The organism is Phreatobacter sp. (genome assembly GCF_051860605.1).
Classification (GTDB): Bacteria; Pseudomonadota; Alphaproteobacteria; order Rhizobiales; family Phreatobacteraceae; genus Phreatobacter.
Map to the genome: position 1 here is coordinate 78235 of NZ_JBHYDR010000004.1, position 19599 is coordinate 97833.

General features: G+C 68.6%; 19 protein-coding genes and 1 riboswitch. Of the genes, 9 read left to right on the plus strand and 10 right to left on the minus strand.

Going from position 1 to position 19599, the window contains the following annotated elements; all coding sequences use genetic code 11:
• Positions 1-86: 86 nt before the first annotated feature.
• From ACTIFS_RS08250 to cobS, 4 genes are all read right to left on the minus strand, one after another.
• Positions 87-1607 carry a bifunctional metallophosphatase/5'-nucleotidase gene (locus ACTIFS_RS08250; protein WP_439573599.1) on the minus strand — a complete coding sequence of 507 codons (1521 nt, stop codon included), beginning with the start codon at positions 1605-1607 and terminating at the stop codon, positions 87-89.
• A gap of 66 nt (positions 1608-1673) precedes the next feature.
• Positions 1674-2390: a retropepsin-like aspartic protease family protein gene (locus tag ACTIFS_RS08255; protein WP_439573600.1), complete on the minus strand. Its 717-nt coding sequence runs from the start codon at positions 2388-2390 to the stop codon at positions 1674-1676.
• Positions 2387-2575 (minus strand): DUF1289 domain-containing protein, encoded by a 189-nt coding sequence (locus ACTIFS_RS08260; RefSeq protein WP_439573601.1) that lies wholly within the window; start codon positions 2573-2575, stop codon positions 2387-2389. The genes ACTIFS_RS08255 and ACTIFS_RS08260 overlap by 4 nt, the downstream gene beginning before the upstream one ends.
• The gene (gene cobS, locus ACTIFS_RS08265; RefSeq protein ID WP_439573602.1) at positions 2572-3372 is read right to left on the minus strand and encodes an adenosylcobinamide-GDP ribazoletransferase; all 801 of its coding nucleotides are present in this window, start codon (positions 3370-3372) and stop codon (positions 2572-2574) included. The genes ACTIFS_RS08260 and cobS overlap by 4 nt, the downstream gene beginning before the upstream one ends.
• 174 nt (positions 3373-3546) lie before the next feature.
• Between cobS and cobT the strand changes: the two genes are divergently transcribed.
• Positions 3547-4578 carry a nicotinate-nucleotide--dimethylbenzimidazole phosphoribosyltransferase gene (gene cobT / locus ACTIFS_RS08270; RefSeq protein WP_439573603.1) on the plus strand — a complete coding sequence of 344 codons (1032 nt, stop codon included), beginning with the start codon at positions 3547-3549 and terminating at the stop codon, positions 4576-4578.
• A 12-nt stretch (positions 4579-4590) separates the two neighbouring features.
• Here cobT and ACTIFS_RS08275 read toward each other — a convergent pair whose 3' ends face one another.
• The 5 genes from ACTIFS_RS08275 to ACTIFS_RS08295 all read right to left on the minus strand — a co-directional run bounded on the left by ACTIFS_RS08275 (position 4591) and on the right by ACTIFS_RS08295 (position 10549).
• Positions 4591-6837 carry a molybdopterin cofactor-binding domain-containing protein gene (locus ACTIFS_RS08275; protein WP_439573604.1) on the minus strand — a complete coding sequence of 749 codons (2247 nt, stop codon included), beginning with the start codon at positions 6835-6837 and terminating at the stop codon, positions 4591-4593.
• 14 nt (positions 6838-6851) lie between these two features.
• A complete protein-coding gene (locus ACTIFS_RS08280; protein WP_439573605.1) occupies positions 6852-7307 on the minus strand; it encodes a (2Fe-2S)-binding protein in 456 nt (151 codons plus the stop codon).
• Positions 7308-7402: 95 nt separating this feature from the next.
• The gene (locus tag ACTIFS_RS08285; protein ID WP_439573903.1) at positions 7403-8050 is read right to left on the minus strand and encodes a response regulator transcription factor; all 648 of its coding nucleotides are present in this window, start codon (positions 8048-8050) and stop codon (positions 7403-7405) included.
• Positions 8051-8059: 9 nt separating this feature from the next.
• Complete coding sequence (locus ACTIFS_RS08290) at positions 8060-9208, minus strand: two-component system sensor histidine kinase NtrB (RefSeq protein ID WP_439573606.1); 1149 nt, start codon at positions 9206-9208, stop codon at positions 8060-8062.
• A gap of 159 nt (positions 9209-9367) precedes the next feature.
• Complete coding sequence (locus tag ACTIFS_RS08295; RefSeq protein WP_439573607.1) at positions 9368-10549, minus strand: pyridoxal phosphate-dependent aminotransferase; 1182 nt, start codon at positions 10547-10549, stop codon at positions 9368-9370.
• Between the two features lie 206 nt (positions 10550-10755).
• Between ACTIFS_RS08295 and ACTIFS_RS08300 the strand changes: the two genes are divergently transcribed.
• The 8 genes from ACTIFS_RS08300 to ACTIFS_RS08335 all read left to right on the plus strand — a co-directional run bounded on the left by ACTIFS_RS08300 (position 10756) and on the right by ACTIFS_RS08335 (position 19170).
• On the plus strand, positions 10756-11400 hold the full coding sequence (locus ACTIFS_RS08300) for a hypothetical protein (RefSeq protein ID WP_439573608.1): 645 nt from the start codon (positions 10756-10758) through the stop codon (positions 11398-11400).
• Between the two features lie 97 nt (positions 11401-11497).
• Positions 11498-11953: a DUF805 domain-containing protein gene (locus ACTIFS_RS08305; protein ID WP_439573609.1), complete on the plus strand. Its 456-nt coding sequence runs from the start codon at positions 11498-11500 to the stop codon at positions 11951-11953.
• A 296-nt stretch (positions 11954-12249) separates the two neighbouring features.
• The gene (locus ACTIFS_RS08310) at positions 12250-13038 is read left to right on the plus strand and encodes an SPFH domain-containing protein (RefSeq protein WP_439573610.1); all 789 of its coding nucleotides are present in this window, start codon (positions 12250-12252) and stop codon (positions 13036-13038) included.
• A gap of 72 nt (positions 13039-13110) precedes the next feature.
• Positions 13111-13217, plus strand: a riboswitch (glycine riboswitch).
• A 177-nt stretch (positions 13218-13394) separates the two neighbouring features.
• On the plus strand, positions 13395-14534 hold the full coding sequence (gene gcvT, locus ACTIFS_RS08315) for a glycine cleavage system aminomethyltransferase GcvT (RefSeq protein WP_439573611.1): 1140 nt from the start codon (positions 13395-13397) through the stop codon (positions 14532-14534).
• A gap of 30 nt (positions 14535-14564) precedes the next feature.
• Entirely contained in the window at positions 14565-14939 is a 375-nt protein-coding gene (gene gcvH / locus ACTIFS_RS08320) for a glycine cleavage system protein GcvH (RefSeq protein ID WP_439573612.1), read from the plus strand.
• A gap of 223 nt (positions 14940-15162) precedes the next feature.
• Positions 15163-16518: an aminomethyl-transferring glycine dehydrogenase subunit GcvPA gene (gene gcvPA / locus ACTIFS_RS08325; RefSeq protein WP_439573613.1), complete on the plus strand. Its 1356-nt coding sequence runs from the start codon at positions 15163-15165 to the stop codon at positions 16516-16518.
• A gap of 355 nt (positions 16519-16873) precedes the next feature.
• Positions 16874-18448: an aminomethyl-transferring glycine dehydrogenase subunit GcvPB gene (gene gcvPB / locus ACTIFS_RS08330; RefSeq protein WP_439573614.1), complete on the plus strand. Its 1575-nt coding sequence runs from the start codon at positions 16874-16876 to the stop codon at positions 18446-18448.
• Positions 18445-19170, plus strand: coding sequence for a hypothetical protein (locus ACTIFS_RS08335; protein ID WP_439573615.1), 726 nt, complete (start codon positions 18445-18447; stop codon positions 19168-19170). Before gcvPB ends, ACTIFS_RS08335 begins: the two co-directional genes overlap by 4 nt.
• An 11-nt stretch (positions 19171-19181) precedes the next feature.
• Here ACTIFS_RS08335 and ACTIFS_RS08340 read toward each other — a convergent pair whose 3' ends face one another.
• A complete protein-coding gene (locus ACTIFS_RS08340; protein WP_439573616.1) occupies positions 19182-19571 on the minus strand; it encodes a hypothetical protein in 390 nt (129 codons plus the stop codon).
• Between the last annotated feature and the right edge of the window lie 28 nt (positions 19572-19599).

A 19599-nucleotide genomic window follows, 5' to 3' on the forward strand; every position in this document is an offset into this window, starting at 1 on the left:
CTCGTGACGAAAAAGGCGGGCCGGAGTCCGGGCGGCGAGACCTTCGGCGGTAAAGGTGGCACGGATCGGGCGGCCGCGCGGCCGTTTCAGCGCAGGACGATGCGTCCCTCGATGGCGGGCGTGACGGTTCCGAGCCGGCGCATGTAGTTCATCAGGTCCAGGGCCACCAGCCGCCCCTGCACGTCCTTGTCGCGCGTGTTTCGGCCGAGCGTGACATAGCCGTCGCCGCCGCGCAGCAGAAAGTCGTGGGTCGCGACCCGGTAGAGCCGGGTCGGCTCCAGCGGCGCATTGCCGACCGTGACGGAAACGATCCGGCTGCCCGCGGGGCGGGACCGATCGGCGGTCACGACCAGGCCGGCGACCTGCGGGAAGCGCCCCGCACGCTGTTCGACCTGCGAGAGCCCGTTCTCCAGTGCGGCGAGCAGGTCAACTCCGGTCACCTCGGCCACGACGGTGCGATTGCCGAAGGGCAGTTCGACCAGCGCGTCGCGTCGCGTGAAGGAGTGTCCGGCCGGATAGACGCGGTTGCCGCGGATCGCGCCGGCATTGGTCAGGCCGATCTCGGCGCCCGCGGCAAGGCGCATGGCGTCAGCCACCATGTTGCCGATGGCCTGTTCGCCGGAGCGGACCGAGGCGGTGCGCGTGTCCAGTTCGCCCGCCAGCCGGGCGACCGTCACGTCGAGTTCGGCGGAGAGTTCCGCCTCATACTGGCGCACCCGGGCGAGCGTGGCCGGGTCGGGCGTTGCCGCGCGGCTGTCGTTCACCCGAAAGGCCGGCGTGAAGGTCATGCGGGTAACGCCATCCACCGTCACCCGGCGCAGCGTCAGGTCGATGGCGGTGACGTAATAGCCCTCCTCGGAACTCTCAACCATCACGGTGCGCCCGTCGTAGGCGATGGCAAGGTCGTGATCGTGGCCGGTCAGCAGCACATCGACGAGGCGCGAGCGGACGATGTCGTTGTCCTCGGCCCGGTCAGTATGGGCGCAGCAGACGATGAGGTCGGCACCGGCCGCGCGCAGCCGTGCCGCCTCACGCCGCACGGTCTCCATGGTTGGCAGGAAGCGGATGGAGCCTGCATTCGAGACCTCCGGCGTGTTGGGAAGCGCAACGCCGAAGACGCCGAGCCTGGCGATACCGAGTTCGATGATGCGTCCGTCCTCGTGTCCTGGCAGCAGGCCGCCATCGGCCGTGCGCATGTTCGCCGCGAACCAGGCGAACCGCGATTCGGCACGCCGCTGCGCATAGGCCTCAGGCCCGAAGTCGAACTCGTGGTTTCCGGGCACGAAGACGTCCGGCGGGGCAAGGTTGGTGAGTTCCACCGTATGGGCGCCCTGGTCGAAGCCGGACATCAGCGACGGCGAGAACATGTCGCCGGCATGGACATAGAGCAGGGGCCGGCCCCGCGCCCGCTCCGCCTTGACGATGGCGTTGAGCCGGGCAAATCCGCCGCGGCCGGCTTCTTCGCCCATCTTGTAGATGTCGTTGACCAGCAGCAGGGTGATGGTGTCATCCGCTGGCGCCTGCGCGCCGGCCGGGGTGGCGGCAAGGCCCACGGCCAGGCTGCCGAGGCCTGCAGCGAGCGTGTCCCGACGGCTGATCCCGGTCATCCCCGATCTCCTCAAGCGGCCGGACCATGCCTTCGCCAGGGGACGCCTGGCAAGCGGCGCGATGCGTCAGGACCGGCCCCGCAGAACCATCTGCCCGCTGCGCACCTGATAGCTCTCCAGCCGGTCGAGAAAGGTGTGCCCGAGAAGGCTTGCCGTCAGCGCCTGGGGCCGGGCGACCAGCGCGCGGACATTGCGTTCGACGATCGGCCCGACCGCGACCGATGCCAGCGTCACCGACGCGGTGAGGGCCTGGCCATTGGCGGTCTGGACGGGGATCGTGAACGACAGGTCGTCGACGCGGATTCCGGCCCGCCGCGCATCCTGGTCGGTCAGCACCAGCGCGGACGCACCGGTATCGATCAGCATTGCCACCGCGCGCGCGCCGTTCACCTCGACACGCACCGCATACATGCCGTTCGGCGCGCGCGGCACGGTGACCTCACGGCTCCCGGTCACGCCGGTCGTGGCCATGCCGGGGATGAGGTTGGCAAGGACCCGCCGGCCGACGGCCTCGAACTCGTGGCGATAGGTGTAGATGACGCCGAGAAAGGCGAAGATCGCCACCCAGGCAATCATCGCCTGGATCGCATCGCCGATACGCCACCGGAAATGGCCGAGGGCGCTGGCGCCGATCACCACCGCAAGGATGGAGAGGCCGACGAGCGAGGCATAGTCCTCGACCCCGAGCGTGCCGGCAGCGAACCCATCGGCGCGGATGGCCGCCACCAGCACGGCAAGGCCGACGGCGCCGAGCAGGATCCAGAGCAGCGTGCGGTTGGTCATGGGGCCTCCGAAAGCCTGGCGAGCCGGGACGAAAGCTCCGCCACGATCGATCGCCGCTCTGCCGGTGTCAGCGACAGCCATCCACCGATCTCGGCCAGCGTGCGCCCGCAACCCTCGCAGATGCCGTGGGTGGCACTGATCTGGCAGCAGCGGATGCAGGGGCTCTCGATCGCGGTGTCTCTCATGTCAGGGCTCCGGATGGCGCGAGCGCCAGCAGGCTCAGCAGGATCGCAATCTCCCCGACCTGCTGGGTGGCGCCGGCGACATCGCCGGTATGCCCGCCAAGATGGGTCCGGGCGAAGCGGACCGCCATGAGGGCGGTCGCCGCAGCCACGACCACCGCCGCGAAAACACCCTGTGGCCCGGCAGCCGGCAGAACCAGCATGGCGAGGATCGCGGCCAGCCCCTGGCTGCGAAGGATTGCGCGTGAACCGGGGCGGCCGGCGGCCTGGGCCGCGCCATCGGGACGGGCAGGGTCGAGCTGCACGAACAGGCTCAGTGCGGCCGTGCGCGACAGCGCCCCCGCTGCGACCAGCGCCAGCATGGTCGCCCAGGCGCCGGTCTGGTCGACGAGGGCCGCGATCAGCGCGACCCTCAGCAGCAGTCCGAGGCCGAGTGCCGACGCGCCGAAAGTGCCGATCCGGCTGTCGCGCATGATCTCCAGGCGCTTCTCGACCGTGTATCCGCCGAAACTGTCCGCGGTGTCGGCCAGGCCGTCCTCGTGAAAGGCTCCTGTCATGACGATGGCCGCCGCGACGCACAGAATGGCGGCGATGACCGGCGGCCACAGCCATGTCGCCGGCACCAGCACCAGCCCGGCAAGGCCGCCGAGAACCGCGCCGACCAGCGGCACGACAGGCGCGAGCCGGTCGAGGTCGGGAGGCGCATGCGCATCCGCCTCGTCCTCAACGGGTGGCAGCGGCAGGCGCGAATAGAAGCGCAGGCCGGCGATCAGCGTGTGCAACGCGCTCGATGGGTTCATGCAGAACGCTTAGCCGCCGCGCATCCGCCGGGCAATCGCGGCCATCTGGCGGGCGCCCGGTCCCCGGTATCGGGCTGCCTCCGCCCGTCGCCTTGTGCTCCCCCCGGCCGGGCTGCTAACCCCTCCGGACCCTCTTCGGCTGATTCCGGCCGCCCGTTCGTCCGAAAGCCTGTCATGGTGATGCCGCCTCCGAGCCCGTCGGGCCTGCCCTTCGACGACATCCGCGACCTCCTGAAGCGGATGCCGGGCCCTGACGAGGATGCCCGTGCGGCGGCGCGCGCCCGCGACGCCAATCTCACCAAGCCCGCCGGCTCGCTCGGGCGCCTCGAGCAGATCGTCGAGTGGGTGGCCGCCTGGTCCGGCAAGGCCGAGCCGCGCATCGACCGGCCGCTGGTGGCGATCTTCGCCACCGCGCACGGGGTCACGCGGCAGGGCGTCTCGGCCTTTCCGGACAGCGTCAACCGCCAGATGCTGGACAATTTCGCCGCCGGCGGTGCGGCCATCAACCAGCTCTGCATTGCCAACGACCTCGGCCTGAAGGTGTTCGACCTCGCGATCGAGGTTCCGACCCCCGACATCACCGAGGCCGATGCCATGGACGAGCGGGCCTGTGCGGCCACCATCGCGTTCGGCATGGAGGCGATTGCCGGCACGGACTTCCTCTGCCTCGGCGAAATGGGCATCGGCAACACGACGGTGGCCGCCGCCGTTCACCACGGCCTTTATGGCGGCACGCCCGAGGACTGGGTCGGCCCCGGCACCGGCGTCGATGCCGAAGGCCTCGGGCGCAAGGCCGATGCCGTCCGCCGGGCCGTGGCCCGTCATGGCGGGGCGCTCGACGACCCGCTCGAAGTGCTGCGCCGGGTCGGTGGTCGCGAGATCGCCGCCATTGCCGGCGCGATCCTGGCCGCGCGGCTCCAGCGCATCCCCGTCCTGCTCGACGGTTATGTGGTGACGGCCGCCGCTGCCGTGCTTCACGCCATGGACCCGTCGAGCCTCGACCATTGCCTGGCCGCCCACCGCTCGGCGGAGCCGGCCCACGGGCGCGTGCTCGACAAGATCGGCAAGCGCCCGCTGCTCGACCTCGGCATGCGCCTCGGCGAAGCCTCGGGCGCAGCGCTCGCCTGCGGCATCGTCCGCAACGCGCTGGCCCTGCATGCCGGCATGGCGACCTTCGAGCAGGCGGCGGTCAGCCGGAAGGCGTGAACGGCGCCGCCGTCACGCGCCGCCAATGGCCGCAAGATCGATGGGCAGCGAGCGGATCCGCTTGCCGGTCGCCGCCGACACCGCATTGGAGATGGCGGGTCCCAGCACCGGCACGCCCGGCTCGCCGATGCCGGTCGGATTCTCGGTCGATGCCACGATATGCACCTCCACCTTCGGCATTTCGGTGATGCGGGTGGGCTCGAACGTGTCGAAATTGGTCTCCTGCACCTCGCCGTCCTTCAGCGTCACGCGGTTGCGTAGCACCGAGGACAGGGCAAAGCCGACCGCGCCCTCGACCTGTGCGCGCACGATGTCCGGCGTCACGGCGATGCCGCAGTCCACCGCGCAGACGATGCGGTCGACCTTCACCTCGGTTCCGTTCACCGTCACCTCCGCGACCATGGCGACATGGCTGCGGAAACTCTCGTGAACGGCGATGCCGCGGCCCTTTCCGGCCGGCAGCGGCTGGCCCCATCCGGCCTTTTCGGCGGCAAGGCGCAGCACCGCCGCGTCCCGCGGGGCATTGGCAAGGTGCTCCAGGCGGAAGGCGAACGGGTCCTTGCCGGCCGCCTGGGCCAGTTCGTCCATCACCACTTCCATGACCTGACCGGTATGGGTGTGGCCGACCGAGCGCCACCACAGCACCGGCACGCCCTCGCGGCCGTTATGGACCTCGACATTCAGGTTGGGGATGGCATAGCGGGTGTCGCTTGCCCCTTCCACGGTGGTGGCATCGACACCGTTGGCGACCAGCGCCGCCTCGAACGGCGAGCCGATCAGGATCGACTTGCCGACGATGCGGTGCTCCCAGCCGACGACCTTGCCGGCAGCGTCCACACCCGCCTTCACGCGATGATAGACCATGGGCCGGAAATAGCCGGCCTGCATGTCGTCCTCGCGGGTCCAGACGAGATGGATCGGGGCGCGATAGCCGGTCGCCTTGAGGATATGGGCCATCTCCGCGACATAGTCGCAGTCGGGCGTCGCGCGCCGGCCGAAGGAGCCACCGGCGAACAGCGTGTTCAGGTGAACCTGGCTAGCCGGCACGCCGCAGATGGCGGCAATCGTCGCCTGCTCCAGCGTCTGCATCTGGAACCCGGCCCAGGCCTCGATGCCTCCGTCCGACCGTCGCTCGATGGTGCCGTTCATCGGCTCCATGGAGGCATGCGCGAGATAGGGGAACTCGAATTCAGCCTCGACGGTCCTGGCGGCCGATGCGAGCCCGCGCGCCGCATCGCCGCGCCGTCCGGCGGGCAGGCCCGGCCGACCGGCCTGACGCTTGAACTCGGTCATGATGACATCGGTCGAGCGCGTCTCGGCAGCCGCAAAGTCCCAGGTCACCTTCAGAGCCTCGCGGCCCTTCATGGCTGACCATGTGTCGCGCGCAACGACGGCCACGCCCGTCGGAATCTCCACGACGGCGACGACACCCTTGACCTTCATGGCCTCGCTGCCATCGAAGCGGCGAACCTGCCCGCCGAACTTGGGCGAATGGGCGACCATCGCGGTCAGCATGCCGGGCCGGCGCACGTCGAGGGAAAAGGTGGCGGTGCCGGACGTCTTGGCAACGGAATCCAGCCGCGGCGCGGTGCCTTCCTTGCCGATGATGGTCCAGTCCTTCGGGTCCTTCAGCGGCGGGTTGGCCGGGACCGGCATCGCCGCCGCCCGTGCCGCGAGGGCGCCGAAACGGGCCTGACGGGCGCCGTGGCTCACCACGCCGCGCGACACCTTCACCTCACTGGCCGGCACGTTCCATTCGGCGGCAGCCGCGGCCACCAGCATCTGGCGGGCGGCTGCGCCGGCCTTCCTCAACTGCATCCATGACCCGGCCACTGAGGTGGAGCCGCCGACGCCCTGCACCGGACCCCAGAGGAGGTTGTTGTAGAGCCTGTGGTCGGCGGGAGCGAAGGCGAAGCGCAACTGGCTCCAGTCGGCATCGAGTTCCTCCGCCACGATGGCGGCAAGCCCGGTCGTGACGCCCTGGCCCTTGTCCAGGATCTTGATGATGACGGTCACCGTGTCGTCGGCACCGATCCGCACGAACGCGGCAGGATTCGCCGGAGCACTGGCGCCGGGAGCCTGGGCGAGGGCCTCGCCACCGGGCCCTGCGACACCGGCAACCATCAGGGTGCCGGCTGCCACGGCGCCCTTCAGGAAGGCCCGGCGGGTGGCGTCGAACCGGCGCGCCGACAGGGTCTCGACGGTGATCGCAGGTTCTGTGGTCAGATGCGGCGGACGAATGGCGGGGAAAGCGGTCATGATGTCCTCCGTCCTCAACCGAGCGTCCGGGCAGCATCGTGGATGGCCGCGCGGACACGCTGGTAGGTGCCGCAACGGCAGATGTTGCCATGCATGGCGCCGTCGATGTCGGCGTCGCTCGGCTGCCGGTTCTCCGAAAGCAGCGCCACGGCGCTCATGATCTGGCCCGACTGGCAGTAGCCGCACTGCACCACATCGAGCTTGCGCCAGGCCGTCTGCACGGCCTCGGCGACCGGGCCCTCGATGCCCTCGATCGTGGTGATGGCGCTGTTGCCGACCGAACCGACCGGGGTCGAGCAGGAGCGGACGGGCTGGCCGTCGACATGCACGGTGCAGGCCCCGCACAGGGCCTTGCCGCAACCGAACTTCGTGCCGGTCAGGTTGGCATGGTCGCGCAGCGCCCAGAGCAGCGGCATGTCGGGGTCGACATCCACCTCGACCAGCCGGCCGTTGATCTTCAGGGTGAGCATCGTCGCGCTCCTTCGAATGGGGATGAAGCGAAGGTAGGCGCGCGGCCGCCGGATCGCCAGCACCGGGCCGCCATGACCACGGGAAAGTGACTCCCTCAGCCCCCGCGGCGGTCGGTCAGCACGATGCGAACGAGGTCGGCCGCGTTGCGTGCGCCGAGCTTCTCCATGATCCGCGCCCGGTGAACCTCGACCGTGCGCGGCGAGATACCGAGATTGCGCCCGGCTTCCTTGTTGGAGGCGCCGGCGGCGATCTGGCCGAGCACGTCGCGTTCGCGCGGCGTCAACTGGCCGACGCCCTCCGATGCGGGGTTGATGACCGGTGCCTGCCCGGGCAGGCGCTCCGCCACGGCCGATCGCACCGCAAAGACCAGCCTGTCCGCGTCCACCGGCTTCTCGATGAAGTCGCGCGCGCCGTGGCGCATGGCGTCGACCGCCATGGGGATATCGGCCTGCCCCGACATCACGCAGACGGGGGCGTCCAGATGCTCCTCGCGGATGGCGCGCAGCACGTCGAGGCCCGAACGGCCAGGCATGTTGACATCGAGCAGCACGCAGCGCGGCCGATGCCCCCGAAGGGCCTCCACCAGCGACGCGCCATCGGCAAACCCGGTGACCGCATATCCTTCCGCGGTCAGCATCAGCGACAGGGCATCGCGCACCGCCGCGTCGTCGTCGACAACATAGACATCCGGCCGGGAAGGGGCCGGATACCTGCCAGCATTTGCTGCCGGGGCTGCGGGCATGGCCATGGTCTAGCTCTTCGCTTGCGGGGGCGCCGTCGGGGGGATCGGCAGTGGTGGATGGCGGGGAAGCAGCAGCGTAAAGGCCGCGCCACGTCCCCCGCCGCCGGGATCGACGGTCAACTCGCCCCCATGGTTGCGGGCAATGGAGCGGGAGATGGCAAGGCCGAGACCAAGACCCGCCGGCCGGGAACTGGCAAAGGGCCGGAACAGCCCGTCCATTGCGGCGGCCGGAATGCCCGGTCCGTTGTCGCGAACCGTCAGCGCGATGTGATCGGCCTGGGCCTGCGTCTCGACGACGATCCGGCCATCGGCACGGTCCCGCAGCACGTCCAGCGCGTTGCGAACGAGATTGACGACCACCTGCTGAACCTGGACCGCCTCGACCTGAACTGGCGGCAGCCCGCGCGCCAGACGCCGTGAGACGCGGACACCGCCTCGCTGGCCGAGGAGGGTCAGTTCGATCGCCTCCTCCACGAGGGGATTGAGCGCCTCCGGCCGACGTTCGGGCGAGCCCTTCTCGATGAAGTGGCGCATCGCCTGAATGATCTGGCCGGCGCGGCCGGCCTCGCGCAGGGCCTTGGCCATGATCTCGTTAAGGCTCCGTCGGTGATCGCTGCCGTCCGGTTCATTCCCCGGCCGCGCAGTCGGGCGTGCCTGCATCTTGCACGCGGCCTGCAGGTAGAGCGTCAGGGCCGTCAGCGGCTGATTCAGCTCGTGGGCGAGGGTTGCGCCCATCTGGTCCATCGCAGAGATGCGGGCCAGTTGCGTCAGTTCGGCCTGCAGCAGACCGAACCGCTCCTCTGCCTCCTTGCGCGGCCTGATATCCCGCAGGATGCCGATGAACTGTGGACCATCGAGGGTCTCCGCCTCCGACAACGACATCTCGACGGGAAAGGACAAGCCGTCGCGATGACGGGCCATCACTTCGCGGCCGGTGCCGATGAGAACCCGCAGGTCCGCGACACTGTGCATCTCGGCCTGGATCAGCACCCCGGCATTTCGCCCGACAATATCCTGGGCCGACCAGCCAAACAGCGTCTCGCAGGCGCGGTTGAAGACCAGAACGGTCGCGCGGGCGTCGAGCACGAGGATGCCATCGCCTGCCATGTCGAGAACACTCGACAGGCGTGCCTCAGAAGCGCTCACAGGCGAATGCACGATCTCGCCGATGGCCGCCTCCCGAGCCGACGCACCACGTATGGCCGCTCGTGCAGGCGATACCTGCGTCAAACAGCCTCATCCGTAGAACATGCGACAGGGATTTCCCTAGGGCAAGACCGAATCGATCCGGCGGGCGATCCGCCGTCCGGGGGACCGTCAGAGCTGCGGGATGGCGGCGGCCAGCCGCTCGGCGGCCAGTTCGATCTGGTCCTGCGAACGCAGGTAGCACAGGCGCAGATGGCCCTCGCCGCCGGGACCGAAAGCGCTGCCCGGCGCAAGGCCGACGCGGGCGCTGTCGACCAGCCGCATGGCGGCAGCGTTGGAGTCGGTCACGCCGTCGATGCCGAAGAACAGGTAGAAGGCCCCGTCCGGACGGGAGAAGCGGCACCGCCCCGTCGCCTCGATGGCCGCGGAGATGATGTCGCGTGCCTTGCGGGCCTTGGCGATCTGGTGCTCGACGAAGCTCTCGCCGCGCTCCAGCGCCACCACGCAGGCGCGCTGGATGAAGACCGGCGAGCCCGAGGTCGAGTACTGGATCAGGTTCTCCACCACATCGCCGAGCGAGGGGTCTGCCTCGACCCAGCCGGTGCGCCAGCCGGTCATCGCCCAGTTCTTCGAGAAGGTGTTGACCCACAGGATGCGGTCGCCGTCCTCGCGCACGTCATGGAACGAAGGCGCGCGCGTCATTCCCTCGCGCCAGACGAAGCGGGTGTAGATCTCGTCGGCGATGATCCACAGGCCGCGGCGGCGGGCCATGGCAAGGATGGCGGCAAGCTCCTCCCTGGTCGCTGTCCAGCCGGTCGGATTGGACGGCGTATTGATGAACAGCGCCTTGGTGCGCGGCGTGATCGCCGCTTCCAGCCGGTCGAGGTCCATCTGCCAGCCACGGTTGCCGTGGACGAGTTCGACGAAGACGGGCGTCGCGCCGCGCAGTCCGGCGGCGGCGGGCGCGTTCGGCCATGTCGGGGAGGGGATGATCACCTCGTCGCCGGATCCCGCCACCATGGTCATCGCGATCTGGATGGCCTGCATGCCGGAGCCGCAGACGAAGAACCGCTCGGCGGAAAGCGCACGCCCGTAGAGCCGCGACGCGTAGGTGGCGATCGCCTGCCTCAGTTCGGGAATGCCCCGCTGCCAGGTGTAGGTCGTCTCGCCGGCGGCAAGGGAGCGCGTGGCGGCCTCGTAGATGAAGGAGGGTGTGGGCAGGTCGCCCTCGCCGACCCACAGCTGGATCACGTCGTCGCCCGAGGTTCGGGCATATTTGGCAAGCTCGACGATGCCGCTGGCCGGGGCGCCGGAGGCTTCGGGACGCAGCGAGGCGAGGAGAGGCAAGGTCATGAAGCGGGCGGCCCTTTTCGGAGAGGGCGCAAGCATACAGGCCGCGCCGGGGCGTTTCTCATCAAAAAGCTCGGCCCTGTCCATCAGGAATGGCGATGGTTCCGCCGTCCGCTCCATGTTGTCCCGCCGATGCGCATCGGCCTTTGTTCCGCCGCGACCCGCTTGCTATAAGCGCCGACTTGTTCGGGTTGACCGGGGTGATCGGCGTGCGGCGAATGACGGGTGTGGCGGGTGTTCTGGCGGCGGCCTTCGTGCTGGCCGGCTGCAACACGTCGGGAAGCATGTTCGGCGGCGGGCCGACGCCGCAGCCTGCCGGCGGACAGACGACGCCCGGTGTGGGCTCGCCGGCGCATACGGTCCTGTTCGGCCAGCCGGTCACGCCCGAGGCCGCAGAGGTCGATCCGCGCCTGTGCCCGCGCGTCGAGGTGCGGGACGGGTCGAACGTCTGGCGCCAGGGCGGGGAGGGCGCGACCGAACTGCGCTATCAGGCGAGCATCACCGACCTTGCCCGCGAATGCCGCATCGACGGGACCACCATGACTATTCGCGTCGGCCTCGAAGGGCGCATCCTGGTCGGCCCGAAGGGCGATGCGGGCCGCATCACCCTGCCCATTCGCATCGCCGTGACACGCGGTCTGTCGCAGCCGGTCTGGACCCGGCTCTACCAGGTGCCGATCGAGATACCGGCCGGCTCGCCGAACGTCACCTTCACGCAGGTCGAGGATCAGGTTCAGTTCGCCCTGCCCGAGGCGTCGGAACTGACCACCTACATCGTCTTTGTCGGCTTCGACACCCAGGCCCAGCAGCCGGAGCGGCCGCAGCGGCGGCGGGGCCGGACGGCGCAGCGCTGATCCGGCAGCGCCTCCCCGTCATGAGGCAAAGCCCGCATTGACTGCCGTCGGCGGCAGACGGCACGGTCAGACTCTGGGCGATGCCGGAGACGCCGTCATGTCGATGTTCCTGCCGCCTTTCGAGGGTCGCCTGTCGCGCCGGCAGTACTGGATCGGCAATCTCATCCTCATCGGCTTCGGCCTGCTGGCGGCGGGCATCCTGATCGTTGCGTTCATCGTGTCTGGAGGCGTGCTTGCCGAGGAACGCTCGACGGGGGAGAAGCAGCTATCGATGGCGCTGGTCATTGCCATCCTCATCCCCTGGTCGGCGCTGGTGGTCAAACGCACCAAGGATCTCGATTTTCCGCTGTGGACCGTCGCAATCTGCCTCGGTGCGGTGGTGCTCGACCTGCTCATGGACCTCGCGGGGGTGCGCTATCTGTCCGGCCTCTCGGGCTGGTTTGCAGCGATCCTGTTCGTCCTCAACGTTGTCTGGTCCGTCGGTGTCCTCGGCTTCGTGCGCGGCACCGCTGGCCCGAACCGCCACGGGCCCGATCCGCTCGTGCCGGCCTGATCCCGCACGGCGGCTTCGGTCGGCTGTGGCGTTCACCGTTGACCATCCGCGCAGCGCGTGATTGATCTGTTGCGGGGCTCGATCCCCCTCCGGTTCCCGGAATTCGCGCGACGATCCGCCACCGCGGACGCGGCCAGCCCAGAAGGCCGGGAACCTCCTTGGTAAGGACCAGGAAGCCTCCTGGCGCCGAGCTTCGGCCAAGCCGGGATGAGGCTCTGCGGGCTTCGGGCTCCCGCCTCCTCCCCGCGGCGCCAGGGGGCCACCGTTTGATGGATGTGGCCTCGGGAGACGGTTCGATGAACTTCGCTGCCATTCTTGGCCCGCTTGCAGTCGTCGCAGTGCTCCTGCTCGCCGTCTATGCCCGGCATCTCTACGTCCACAACGGGATGCGGACCATCGTGTACGAGTGGGAATACGGTCTTCGCTATGTCGATGGCCGCTTCGACCGGCTCCTGCCGCCTGGTCGGCATCCCGAGCCACTGTTCTCAAGGCATGATGTCTATCGGCTGCGCCGGAACGATCAGTTCGAGCAGGTTGGCCCCGTGGACGTGGTCAGTGCTGACCGGCTGGTGTTCCGCCTGACGGCCGTGATCTGCTATCGCATCACCGATCCGCAGGCGGCCTTCGAGGGCGATTATCATCAAAGCCTGCGCATCGCGGTGACCGGGGCTCTCCAGGCGCTGGCCGCTGAACGGACCGTCGAGGACCTGCTCGGCGGCCGAAAGGGCCTGGACGAGACGCTCAAAGCTCTTCTGCCGGACGTCGTGTGCGGCTGCACCCTGCAGGCGGCGGGGATCGCGGCCATCGTGCTGCCGCCCGAACTGCGCCGGCTCTTTTCCGAGGTCGAGCGCGCCCGCCTTGAGGGACAGGCAGCGCTGGAGCGGGCGCGCGGCGAGCAGGCGGCCCTGCGCGCGCTCGGCAATGCGGCCCGCATGCTCAAGGACAATCCCGAGTTGCAGAACCTCCGGCTGCTCCAGGTGCTTTCAGGGTCCGGACGCAGCCAGCCGACCGTGGTGCTCGGGGAGGGTGCTTTGAAACCCGGCACGGCCGCCCCGGCCGGCCGGCCGGATCCCACCATCGCCTAACCGGGCGCCGGTCTGCCCACATCCTCGCCTTGACTTGGCGTGCCGATCCGGCCATTGCCATGGGTGTGCCATGCAAGCCCGGCGGGAGAGTTCGGGCGGTCTTCACATGATGGGATCTCCCGGCGCCGAAGGAGCAACGGCCCCGGAACCTCTCAGGCAAAATGGACCGCCGGGGGAATGGCATTCTGGAAAGCGGCCGGGGGTCCAAACCCGGCCCACCGACGGAGTAAGCGACCGGCCGCGTGCCGTGCCGTGAATCTCTCAGGTCCTGCGACAGAGGGGCGCGAGCGGGCGACAGGCCCGCGTTTCGGACGTGTCCGGTTCATTCCGGGCGCGACCGCGCGCCGGAGCAGGACATGGCAGACGACACCACAGGTCCCCTGTTAAGGACGCCGCTCCACGCGCAGCATGTCGCCGCGGGCGCCCGCATGGTGCCCTTCGCGGGCTATGACATGCCGGTTCAATATCCCACCGGCGTGCTGACCGAGCACAACTGGACGCGCGAACATGCCGGCCTGTTCGATGTCAGCCATATGGGGCAGTGCTTCGTCGTCGGGCCCGATTGGGAGACGACGGCCCGCGCCCTGGAGACGATTGTTCCCGCCGATATCCTCAACCTGAAGCCCGGACAGCAGCGCTACAGCCAGTTGCTCGCAGCCGATGGCGGCATCCTCGACGACCTGATGATCACCCGCTGCGCCGCGGCCGGGCAGGAGGGCTCCGCCTATCTGGTCGTCAATGCAGGCTGCAAGGATGCCGATTATGCGCATATCGGCGCCCGCCTGCCCGCCGGCGTGACGCTGCAGGTCGAGCCCGATCTTGCGCTCATCGCGATCCAGGGTCCGGAGGCCGCCGACGTGATGGAGGACCTCGTGCCGGGAATCAGCGCCACGACGTTCATGACGTCGGTCGCGGCAGAACCCGGCGGCGTGCTGATCCGTGCCTCGCGGTCCGGCTATACAGGCGAGGACGGGTTCGAGATCTCGGTCCATGCCCGCGATGCCGCCGATCTCTGGCAGCGCCTGACCGCCGACGGACGGGTGAAGCCTATCGGCCTTGGCGCGCGCGACTCGCTGCGGCTGGAGGCGGGCCTGTGCCTCTATGGCCACGACATCGACACCACGACATCGCCCATCGAGGCCGGGCTGAACTGGTCGATCCAGAAGCGTCGCCGCACCGAGGGCGGGTTTCCGGGTGCCGAGCGGGTTCAGAAGGAACTGGCCGAGGGGACGTCGAGGTTGCGCGTCGGCCTTTTGCCCGACGGGCGCGCGCCCGCGCGCGAGGGCACCGTCATCAAGGCCGCCGACGGCCAGCCCATCGGCACTGTGACCTCCGGCGGCTTCGGCCCGACCGTCAACGGCCCGGTCGCCATGGGCTATGTGAACCGCCGCTTCGCCGAGCCGGGCACGCCCGTGCTCCTCGAGGTGCGCGGCAAGGACCTGCCGGCCAAGGTCGTCACCATGCCCTTCGCGCCGCACCGCTATTTCCGCGGCTGACACTCACAACAAGCCTTCAGAGGACCTGCCATGGCCACCGTCAAATATACGAAGGACCACGAATATATCCGCGTCGATGGCGACACCGGCACGGTGGGCATCTCGCACTACGCCCAGGAGCAGCTTGGCGACGTGGTCTTCGTCGAGCTTCCGGGCGTCGGCAAGCCGGTGAAGAAGGGCGACAGCGCCGCGGTGGTGGAGAGCGTCAAGGCGGCCTCCGACATCTATTCGCCGGTTTCCGGCGAGGTGACGGCCGCCAATCCGGACCTCGAGGGCGCGCCCGCCACCGTCAACGAGGACCCGGCCGGCAAGGGCTGGTTCTTCAAGGTGAAGATCGCCAACCCCGCCGAACTGGACGACCTCATGGACGAGGCCGCCTACAAGGCCTTCCTCGACACGCTGTAAGGGATGGCCTTTACGCCGGACATTGCGTTCTTCGGGGCTCGCTTCGCTCGCGCAGCGGGATGAGGGATGGGGTGACTGGCACTTCGCAGCAGATGGACCGCGCCTGCGGACCCTTGAGCAATCATGCAGCGCTCTCACCTCCTCATCCTGAGGTGCGAGCGAAGCGAGCCTCGAAGGACGCAATGTCCGTCCTGCGAGTCCCCGAATCTGACCGGAGCCCTCCATGCGCTACCTGCCCCTGACGCCTGACGACCGCGCCGACATGCTGGCGAAGATCGGCGTCGCCGCGGTTGACGACCTGTTTGCCAATGTCCCGAAGGCCAAGCTGCTGAAGGGCCTCGTCGACCTGCCCAAGGGCAGGGGCGAGCTGGAGGTCGAGCGGATCATGGGCGCCATCGCGGCCGAGAACATCTCGGCCTCCGAAGTGCCGTTCTTCGTCGGGGCCGGCGCCTACAAGCACCATGTGCCGGCCTCGGTGGACCACCTCATCCAGCGGTCGGAGTTCCTGACCAGCTATACGCCCTACCAGCCGGAAATCGCCCAGGGCACGCTGCAATATCTGTTCGAGTTCCAGACCCAGGTGGCGATGCTCACCGGCATGGAGGTGGCCAATGCCTCCATGTATGACGGCTCCACCGGCGCCGCCGAGGCGGTGCTGATGGCCCACCGGGTGACCAGGCGGCGGAAAGCCATCCTCGCCGGCAACCTGCACCCGCACTATCGCGACACGATCGAGACCCTGTCGCGCATGGCCGGCGACAACCTCGTCTCGCTGGAGCCGAACCCGGTCGATGCCGGCGCGGACCTGAAGGCAGTGGCCGCCGCCATCGACGCGGAAACCTCCTGCATCGTCATCCAGACGCCGGACGTGTTCGGCAACCTGCATGACCTGACCGCGATCGCGAAGAAGGCGCAGGAGGCCGGTGCGCTGCTCATCGCCGTGGTCACCGAAGTGGTCTCGCTCGGCGCGGTCACCTCGCCCGGCGAGATGGGCGCCGACATCGTGGTGGCCGAGGGCCAGTCCATCGGCGTCGGCCTCAATTTCGGCGGCCCCTATGTCGGCCTGTTCGCCACCAAGCAGAAATATGTCCGCCAGATGCCCGGTCGCCTCTGCGGCGAGACCGTCGATGCCGAGGGCAAGCGCGGCTATGTCCTGACGCTGTCCACCCGCGAGCAGCATATCCGCCGCGAGAAGGCGACCTCCAACATCTGCACCAATTCCGGACTGATGTGCCTCGCCTTCACCATCCACATGAGCCTGCTCGGGGAGGCCGGCCTGCGGCGCCTGGCAGCCGTCAACCACGCCAATGCCTGCGACCTTGCCGACCGCCTGGCGGATGTGGATGGCGTCGAGGTACTGAACCGGTCCTTCTTCAATGAGTTCGCCATCCGCGTGGAAGGCGATGCGGCGAAGGTCGTCGAGAAGATGGCGAAGAAGGGCGTGCTGGCCGGCGTTCCGGCTGCGCGACTCTGGCCGAAGGCGAAGGCGCTGAAGGACGTGATCCTCGTCGCCAACACCGAAGTGAACACCGACGACGACCGTGCCGCCTTCGTGGCGGCGTTGGCGGGGAGCGTGTGATGGATGGCCGAGCGTTAGCGGGTTGGCATCTGGCAGCCGCCAATGTCTTTGGGGCTTCGGGTTTCATATTCGTCAGAGGTTTGAGGCACGCGATTGAGTTTCGGCATGCAGATTTTGGATACGCCTATTTGCAGGCGGATCACGAAGGAACAGCAGTGTTTGACCCTAGACACACGGTTGCTGGAACTTGTGTCGCGGGTTCGTGCGGCTATCTCACATGGAACTCAAATTTCTCGAAGTTTCCAAGGCGGATCCGTAGTGGACGATCTCCAGAGAAATTCGGAACGGCGTTTGATTTCGCTGACGCTAATCAACTGCGTCGCGCACTTCCAGAGATCATGAAAAGGTCGAACTGATGTCCATGAACACCCAGGGCCGTCCCACCACCGCCGGTGACGCCAGAACCGCCGCCGCCCATCCGACCTTCACCGGCAACAAGGCGCTGCAGATCGAGGAGCCGCTGATCTTCGAGATCGGCCGGCCAGAAGTCACCGGCGTGGACATCCCGGCGCCGAAAAAGGCGAAGTCGCGCCTCGGCAAGCTGGCGCGGACCGCGCCCATCGGCCTGCCCGGCCTGACCGAGCCTGAGACCATGCGCCACTATGTGCGCCTGTCCTCGAAGAATTTCGGCATCGATACCGGGCTGTTCCCGCTCGGCTCCTGCACGATGAAGCACAATGCCCGCCTCAACGAGAAGATGGCGCGCCTGCCCGGCTTCGGCGACATCCACCCGCTCCAGCCGGTCTCCACCGTTCAGGGCGCGCTGCAACTGATCGACACGCTGGCGCACTACCTGAAGGAGCTCACCGGCATGCCGGCGGTGGCCATGAGCCCCAAGGCCGGCGCCCATGGCGAGCTTGCCGGCATGATGGCGATCAAGGCGGCCCTCGAGGCCAAGGGCGAAGGCCACCGGAAGGTGGTTCTGGTGCCTGAATCCGCCCACGGCACCAATCCGGCAACCGCTGCCCTCATCGGCTTCGAGGTGAAATCGGTCCCGGCCAATGCCGACGGCACTGTTCATGTGTCGGACGTCAAGGCTGCGCTCGGCCCCGATGTTGCGGCCATCATGCTGACCAACCCCAACACCTGCGGCATCTTCGAGAAGGAAATCGTCGAGATCGCGAAGGCGATCCACGATGCCGGCGCCTATTTCTACTGCGACGGCGCCAACTTCAACGCGATCGTCGGCAAGTCGCGGCCGGGCGACCTCGGCGTCGATGCCATGCACATCAACCTGCACAAGACCTTCTCCACGCCCCATGGCGGCGGCGGGCCCGGCGCAGGCCCCGTTGTGCTCTCCGGGCGGCTCGCGGCCTTCGTGCCCTATCCCTTCGTGCGGGTCGGCAAGGGCTTCTCGCTGGTCGAGGAGGGCGGAAAGCTCGACAAGGGCGAGCAGCCTTTCGGCCGCATGTCGGCCTTCCATGGCCAGATGGGCATGTTCACCCGCGCCATGGCCTACATGCTCTCCCACGGCGCGGACGGCATGAGGCAGGCGTCGGAAGATGCCGTGCTCAACGCCAACTATATCCGCGCCTCGCTGTCGGACCTGATGAGCCTGCCGTTCGGCAACCAGCCCTGCATGCACGAGGCGCTGTTCGACGACGACTGGCTGAAGAATACGGGCGTGTCGACGCTCGATTTCGCCAAGGCGATGATCGACGAGGGCTATCACCCGATGACCATGTATTTTCCGCTGGTCGTCCACGGCGCCATGCTGATCGAGCCGACGGAATCGGAATCCAAGGCCTCCCTCGACCTGTTCATCGCCACGCTGCGAGACCTTGCCATGAGTGCGAAGCGGGGCGAGGTGGATCGGTTCAAGGGCGCTCCCTACCATGCTCCGCGCCGCCGTCTCGACGAGACGCGCGCCGCCCGTTCGCCCGTCCTGCGCTGGACCCGGCCGGCGCCCTATGCCGAGGCTGCAGAATGAGGCGCCTGCTGCCGACGCTGTTTGTTGCCGCCGCCCTCGGCTGCGGCGCACCGGCGTCGGCCGCGCCCATCGATGACCGGCCTGCCGGGGAGGCCTACGCGGCCTTCGACCGGATGGCCCGCGAATCCGCCGATGATGCGCTGCCGCGGCTGTCCACCGATCGCGGCCGGGCCGTGCTTCTGGGCGTCTGGAACGGCGTCGCGCTGGAGACCGGCCGTCCGTTCGACGCCTTCGACACCGAGAGGCTGCGGCGCATCTGCTCCTACGGGCAGATGGTGCTGGTGCGCTATTTCGATGCCGACGAGACGGCCGCCGCCGCGAGCCGCCCGCCGGACCAGCGCTACTGGCTGGAGATCCTGGAGGGTGTCGATTTTGCCATCCGCTGCGCGGCTGGCCTTCTTCAGGCCCATACCGCTCTGGCCGCACGCTATCTGCCCGGAATCGCCTATGACGAGGCGCGCCAGTCCTGGGGGCATCTGCGCGCCCAGTTGCTGGACCAGTTCAACATGCCGTTGAGGGCGATCGGCGCCGGGGCGCTGGCGGGCGAGGCACTCGACCGGATGGCGGTGGCCTTTCGCGAAAGCGCCGGGCGCGTCGCGGGCATGCTGCCGCAGGCCGAGCGCGATGCGCTGGTCGCGCTCGCCCGGCAGGCGGCCGCACGGGCCGAACCGCTGGCCCGCGCGGACCTTGAGTTTTTCGCCGATACGGTCGCCGGGCGCTGACGCTCCGTGGCTCAGCGCACCGGCAGCGCCTGCGCGCAGCGGTGATAGGTCGGGCTCTCGCGCCTGTCGGGAAAGCGGACCATCATGCGGTCGCCAAGGCCCATGAGCGACACGCCGCCGCGATAGCGGCGCCCGCCTCTTGCCGCGACGCAGGGGCCTCGGCCCTCGAAAATCCCGTCGGCAATGATCCGGATGCGGTCGAAGGTGCAGGTGGCGTCGAACATCTGCACCGACCGGCGCTCCACCTTCATGCGGCCATCGCTGGCCGGGTCTGTGCAGGCTGCTTCGTCCCGGCCCCAGGTGCCGAGGACGTCGTCCGGCATGGCGGAAGCGGGCACGGCGGGCGTGGCGCCGGCTGTCGCGGTGGACAGGATGAAGGCGACAAGGGCGAGGCGGATCATGGGGGCACCGTGCACGAGGAACGGATGC

Coding starts and splice junctions, on each gene's coding strand:
- ACTIFS_RS08250 (WP_439573599.1), bottom strand. CDS start 1,607: ATGACCGGGATCAGCCGTCGGGACACGCTCGCTGCAGGCCTCGGCAGC.
- ACTIFS_RS08255 (WP_439573600.1), bottom strand. CDS start 2,390: ATGACCAACCGCACGCTGCTCTGGATCCTGCTCGGCGCCGTCGGCCTT.
- ACTIFS_RS08260 (WP_439573601.1), bottom strand. CDS start 2,575: ATGAGAGACACCGCGATCGAGAGCCCCTGCATCCGCTGCTGCCAGATC.
- cobS (WP_439573602.1), bottom strand. CDS start 3,372: ATGAACCCATCGAGCGCGTTGCACACGCTGATCGCCGGCCTGCGCTTC.
- cobT (WP_439573603.1), top strand. CDS start 3,547: ATGGTGATGCCGCCTCCGAGCCCGTCGGGCCTGCCCTTCGACGACATC.
- ACTIFS_RS08275 (WP_439573604.1), bottom strand. CDS start 6,837: ATGACCGCTTTCCCCGCCATTCGTCCGCCGCATCTGACCACAGAACCT.
- ACTIFS_RS08280 (WP_439573605.1), bottom strand. CDS start 7,307: ATGCTCACCCTGAAGATCAACGGCCGGCTGGTCGAGGTGGATGTCGAC.
- ACTIFS_RS08285 (WP_439573903.1), bottom strand. CDS start 8,050: ATGCCCGCAGCCCCGGCAGCAAATGCTGGCAGGTATCCGGCCCCTTCC.
- ACTIFS_RS08295 (WP_439573607.1), bottom strand. CDS start 10,549: ATGACCTTGCCTCTCCTCGCCTCGCTGCGTCCCGAAGCCTCCGGCGCC.
- ACTIFS_RS08305 (WP_439573609.1), top strand. CDS start 11,498: ATGTCGATGTTCCTGCCGCCTTTCGAGGGTCGCCTGTCGCGCCGGCAG.
- ACTIFS_RS08310 (WP_439573610.1), top strand. CDS start 12,250: ATGAACTTCGCTGCCATTCTTGGCCCGCTTGCAGTCGTCGCAGTGCTC.
- gcvT (WP_439573611.1), top strand. CDS start 13,395: ATGGCAGACGACACCACAGGTCCCCTGTTAAGGACGCCGCTCCACGCG.
- gcvH (WP_439573612.1), top strand. CDS start 14,565: ATGGCCACCGTCAAATATACGAAGGACCACGAATATATCCGCGTCGAT.
- gcvPA (WP_439573613.1), top strand. CDS start 15,163: ATGCGCTACCTGCCCCTGACGCCTGACGACCGCGCCGACATGCTGGCG.
- gcvPB (WP_439573614.1), top strand. CDS start 16,874: ATGTCCATGAACACCCAGGGCCGTCCCACCACCGCCGGTGACGCCAGA.
- ACTIFS_RS08335 (WP_439573615.1), top strand. CDS start 18,445: ATGAGGCGCCTGCTGCCGACGCTGTTTGTTGCCGCCGCCCTCGGCTGC.
- ACTIFS_RS08340 (WP_439573616.1), bottom strand. CDS start 19,571: ATGATCCGCCTCGCCCTTGTCGCCTTCATCCTGTCCACCGCGACAGCC.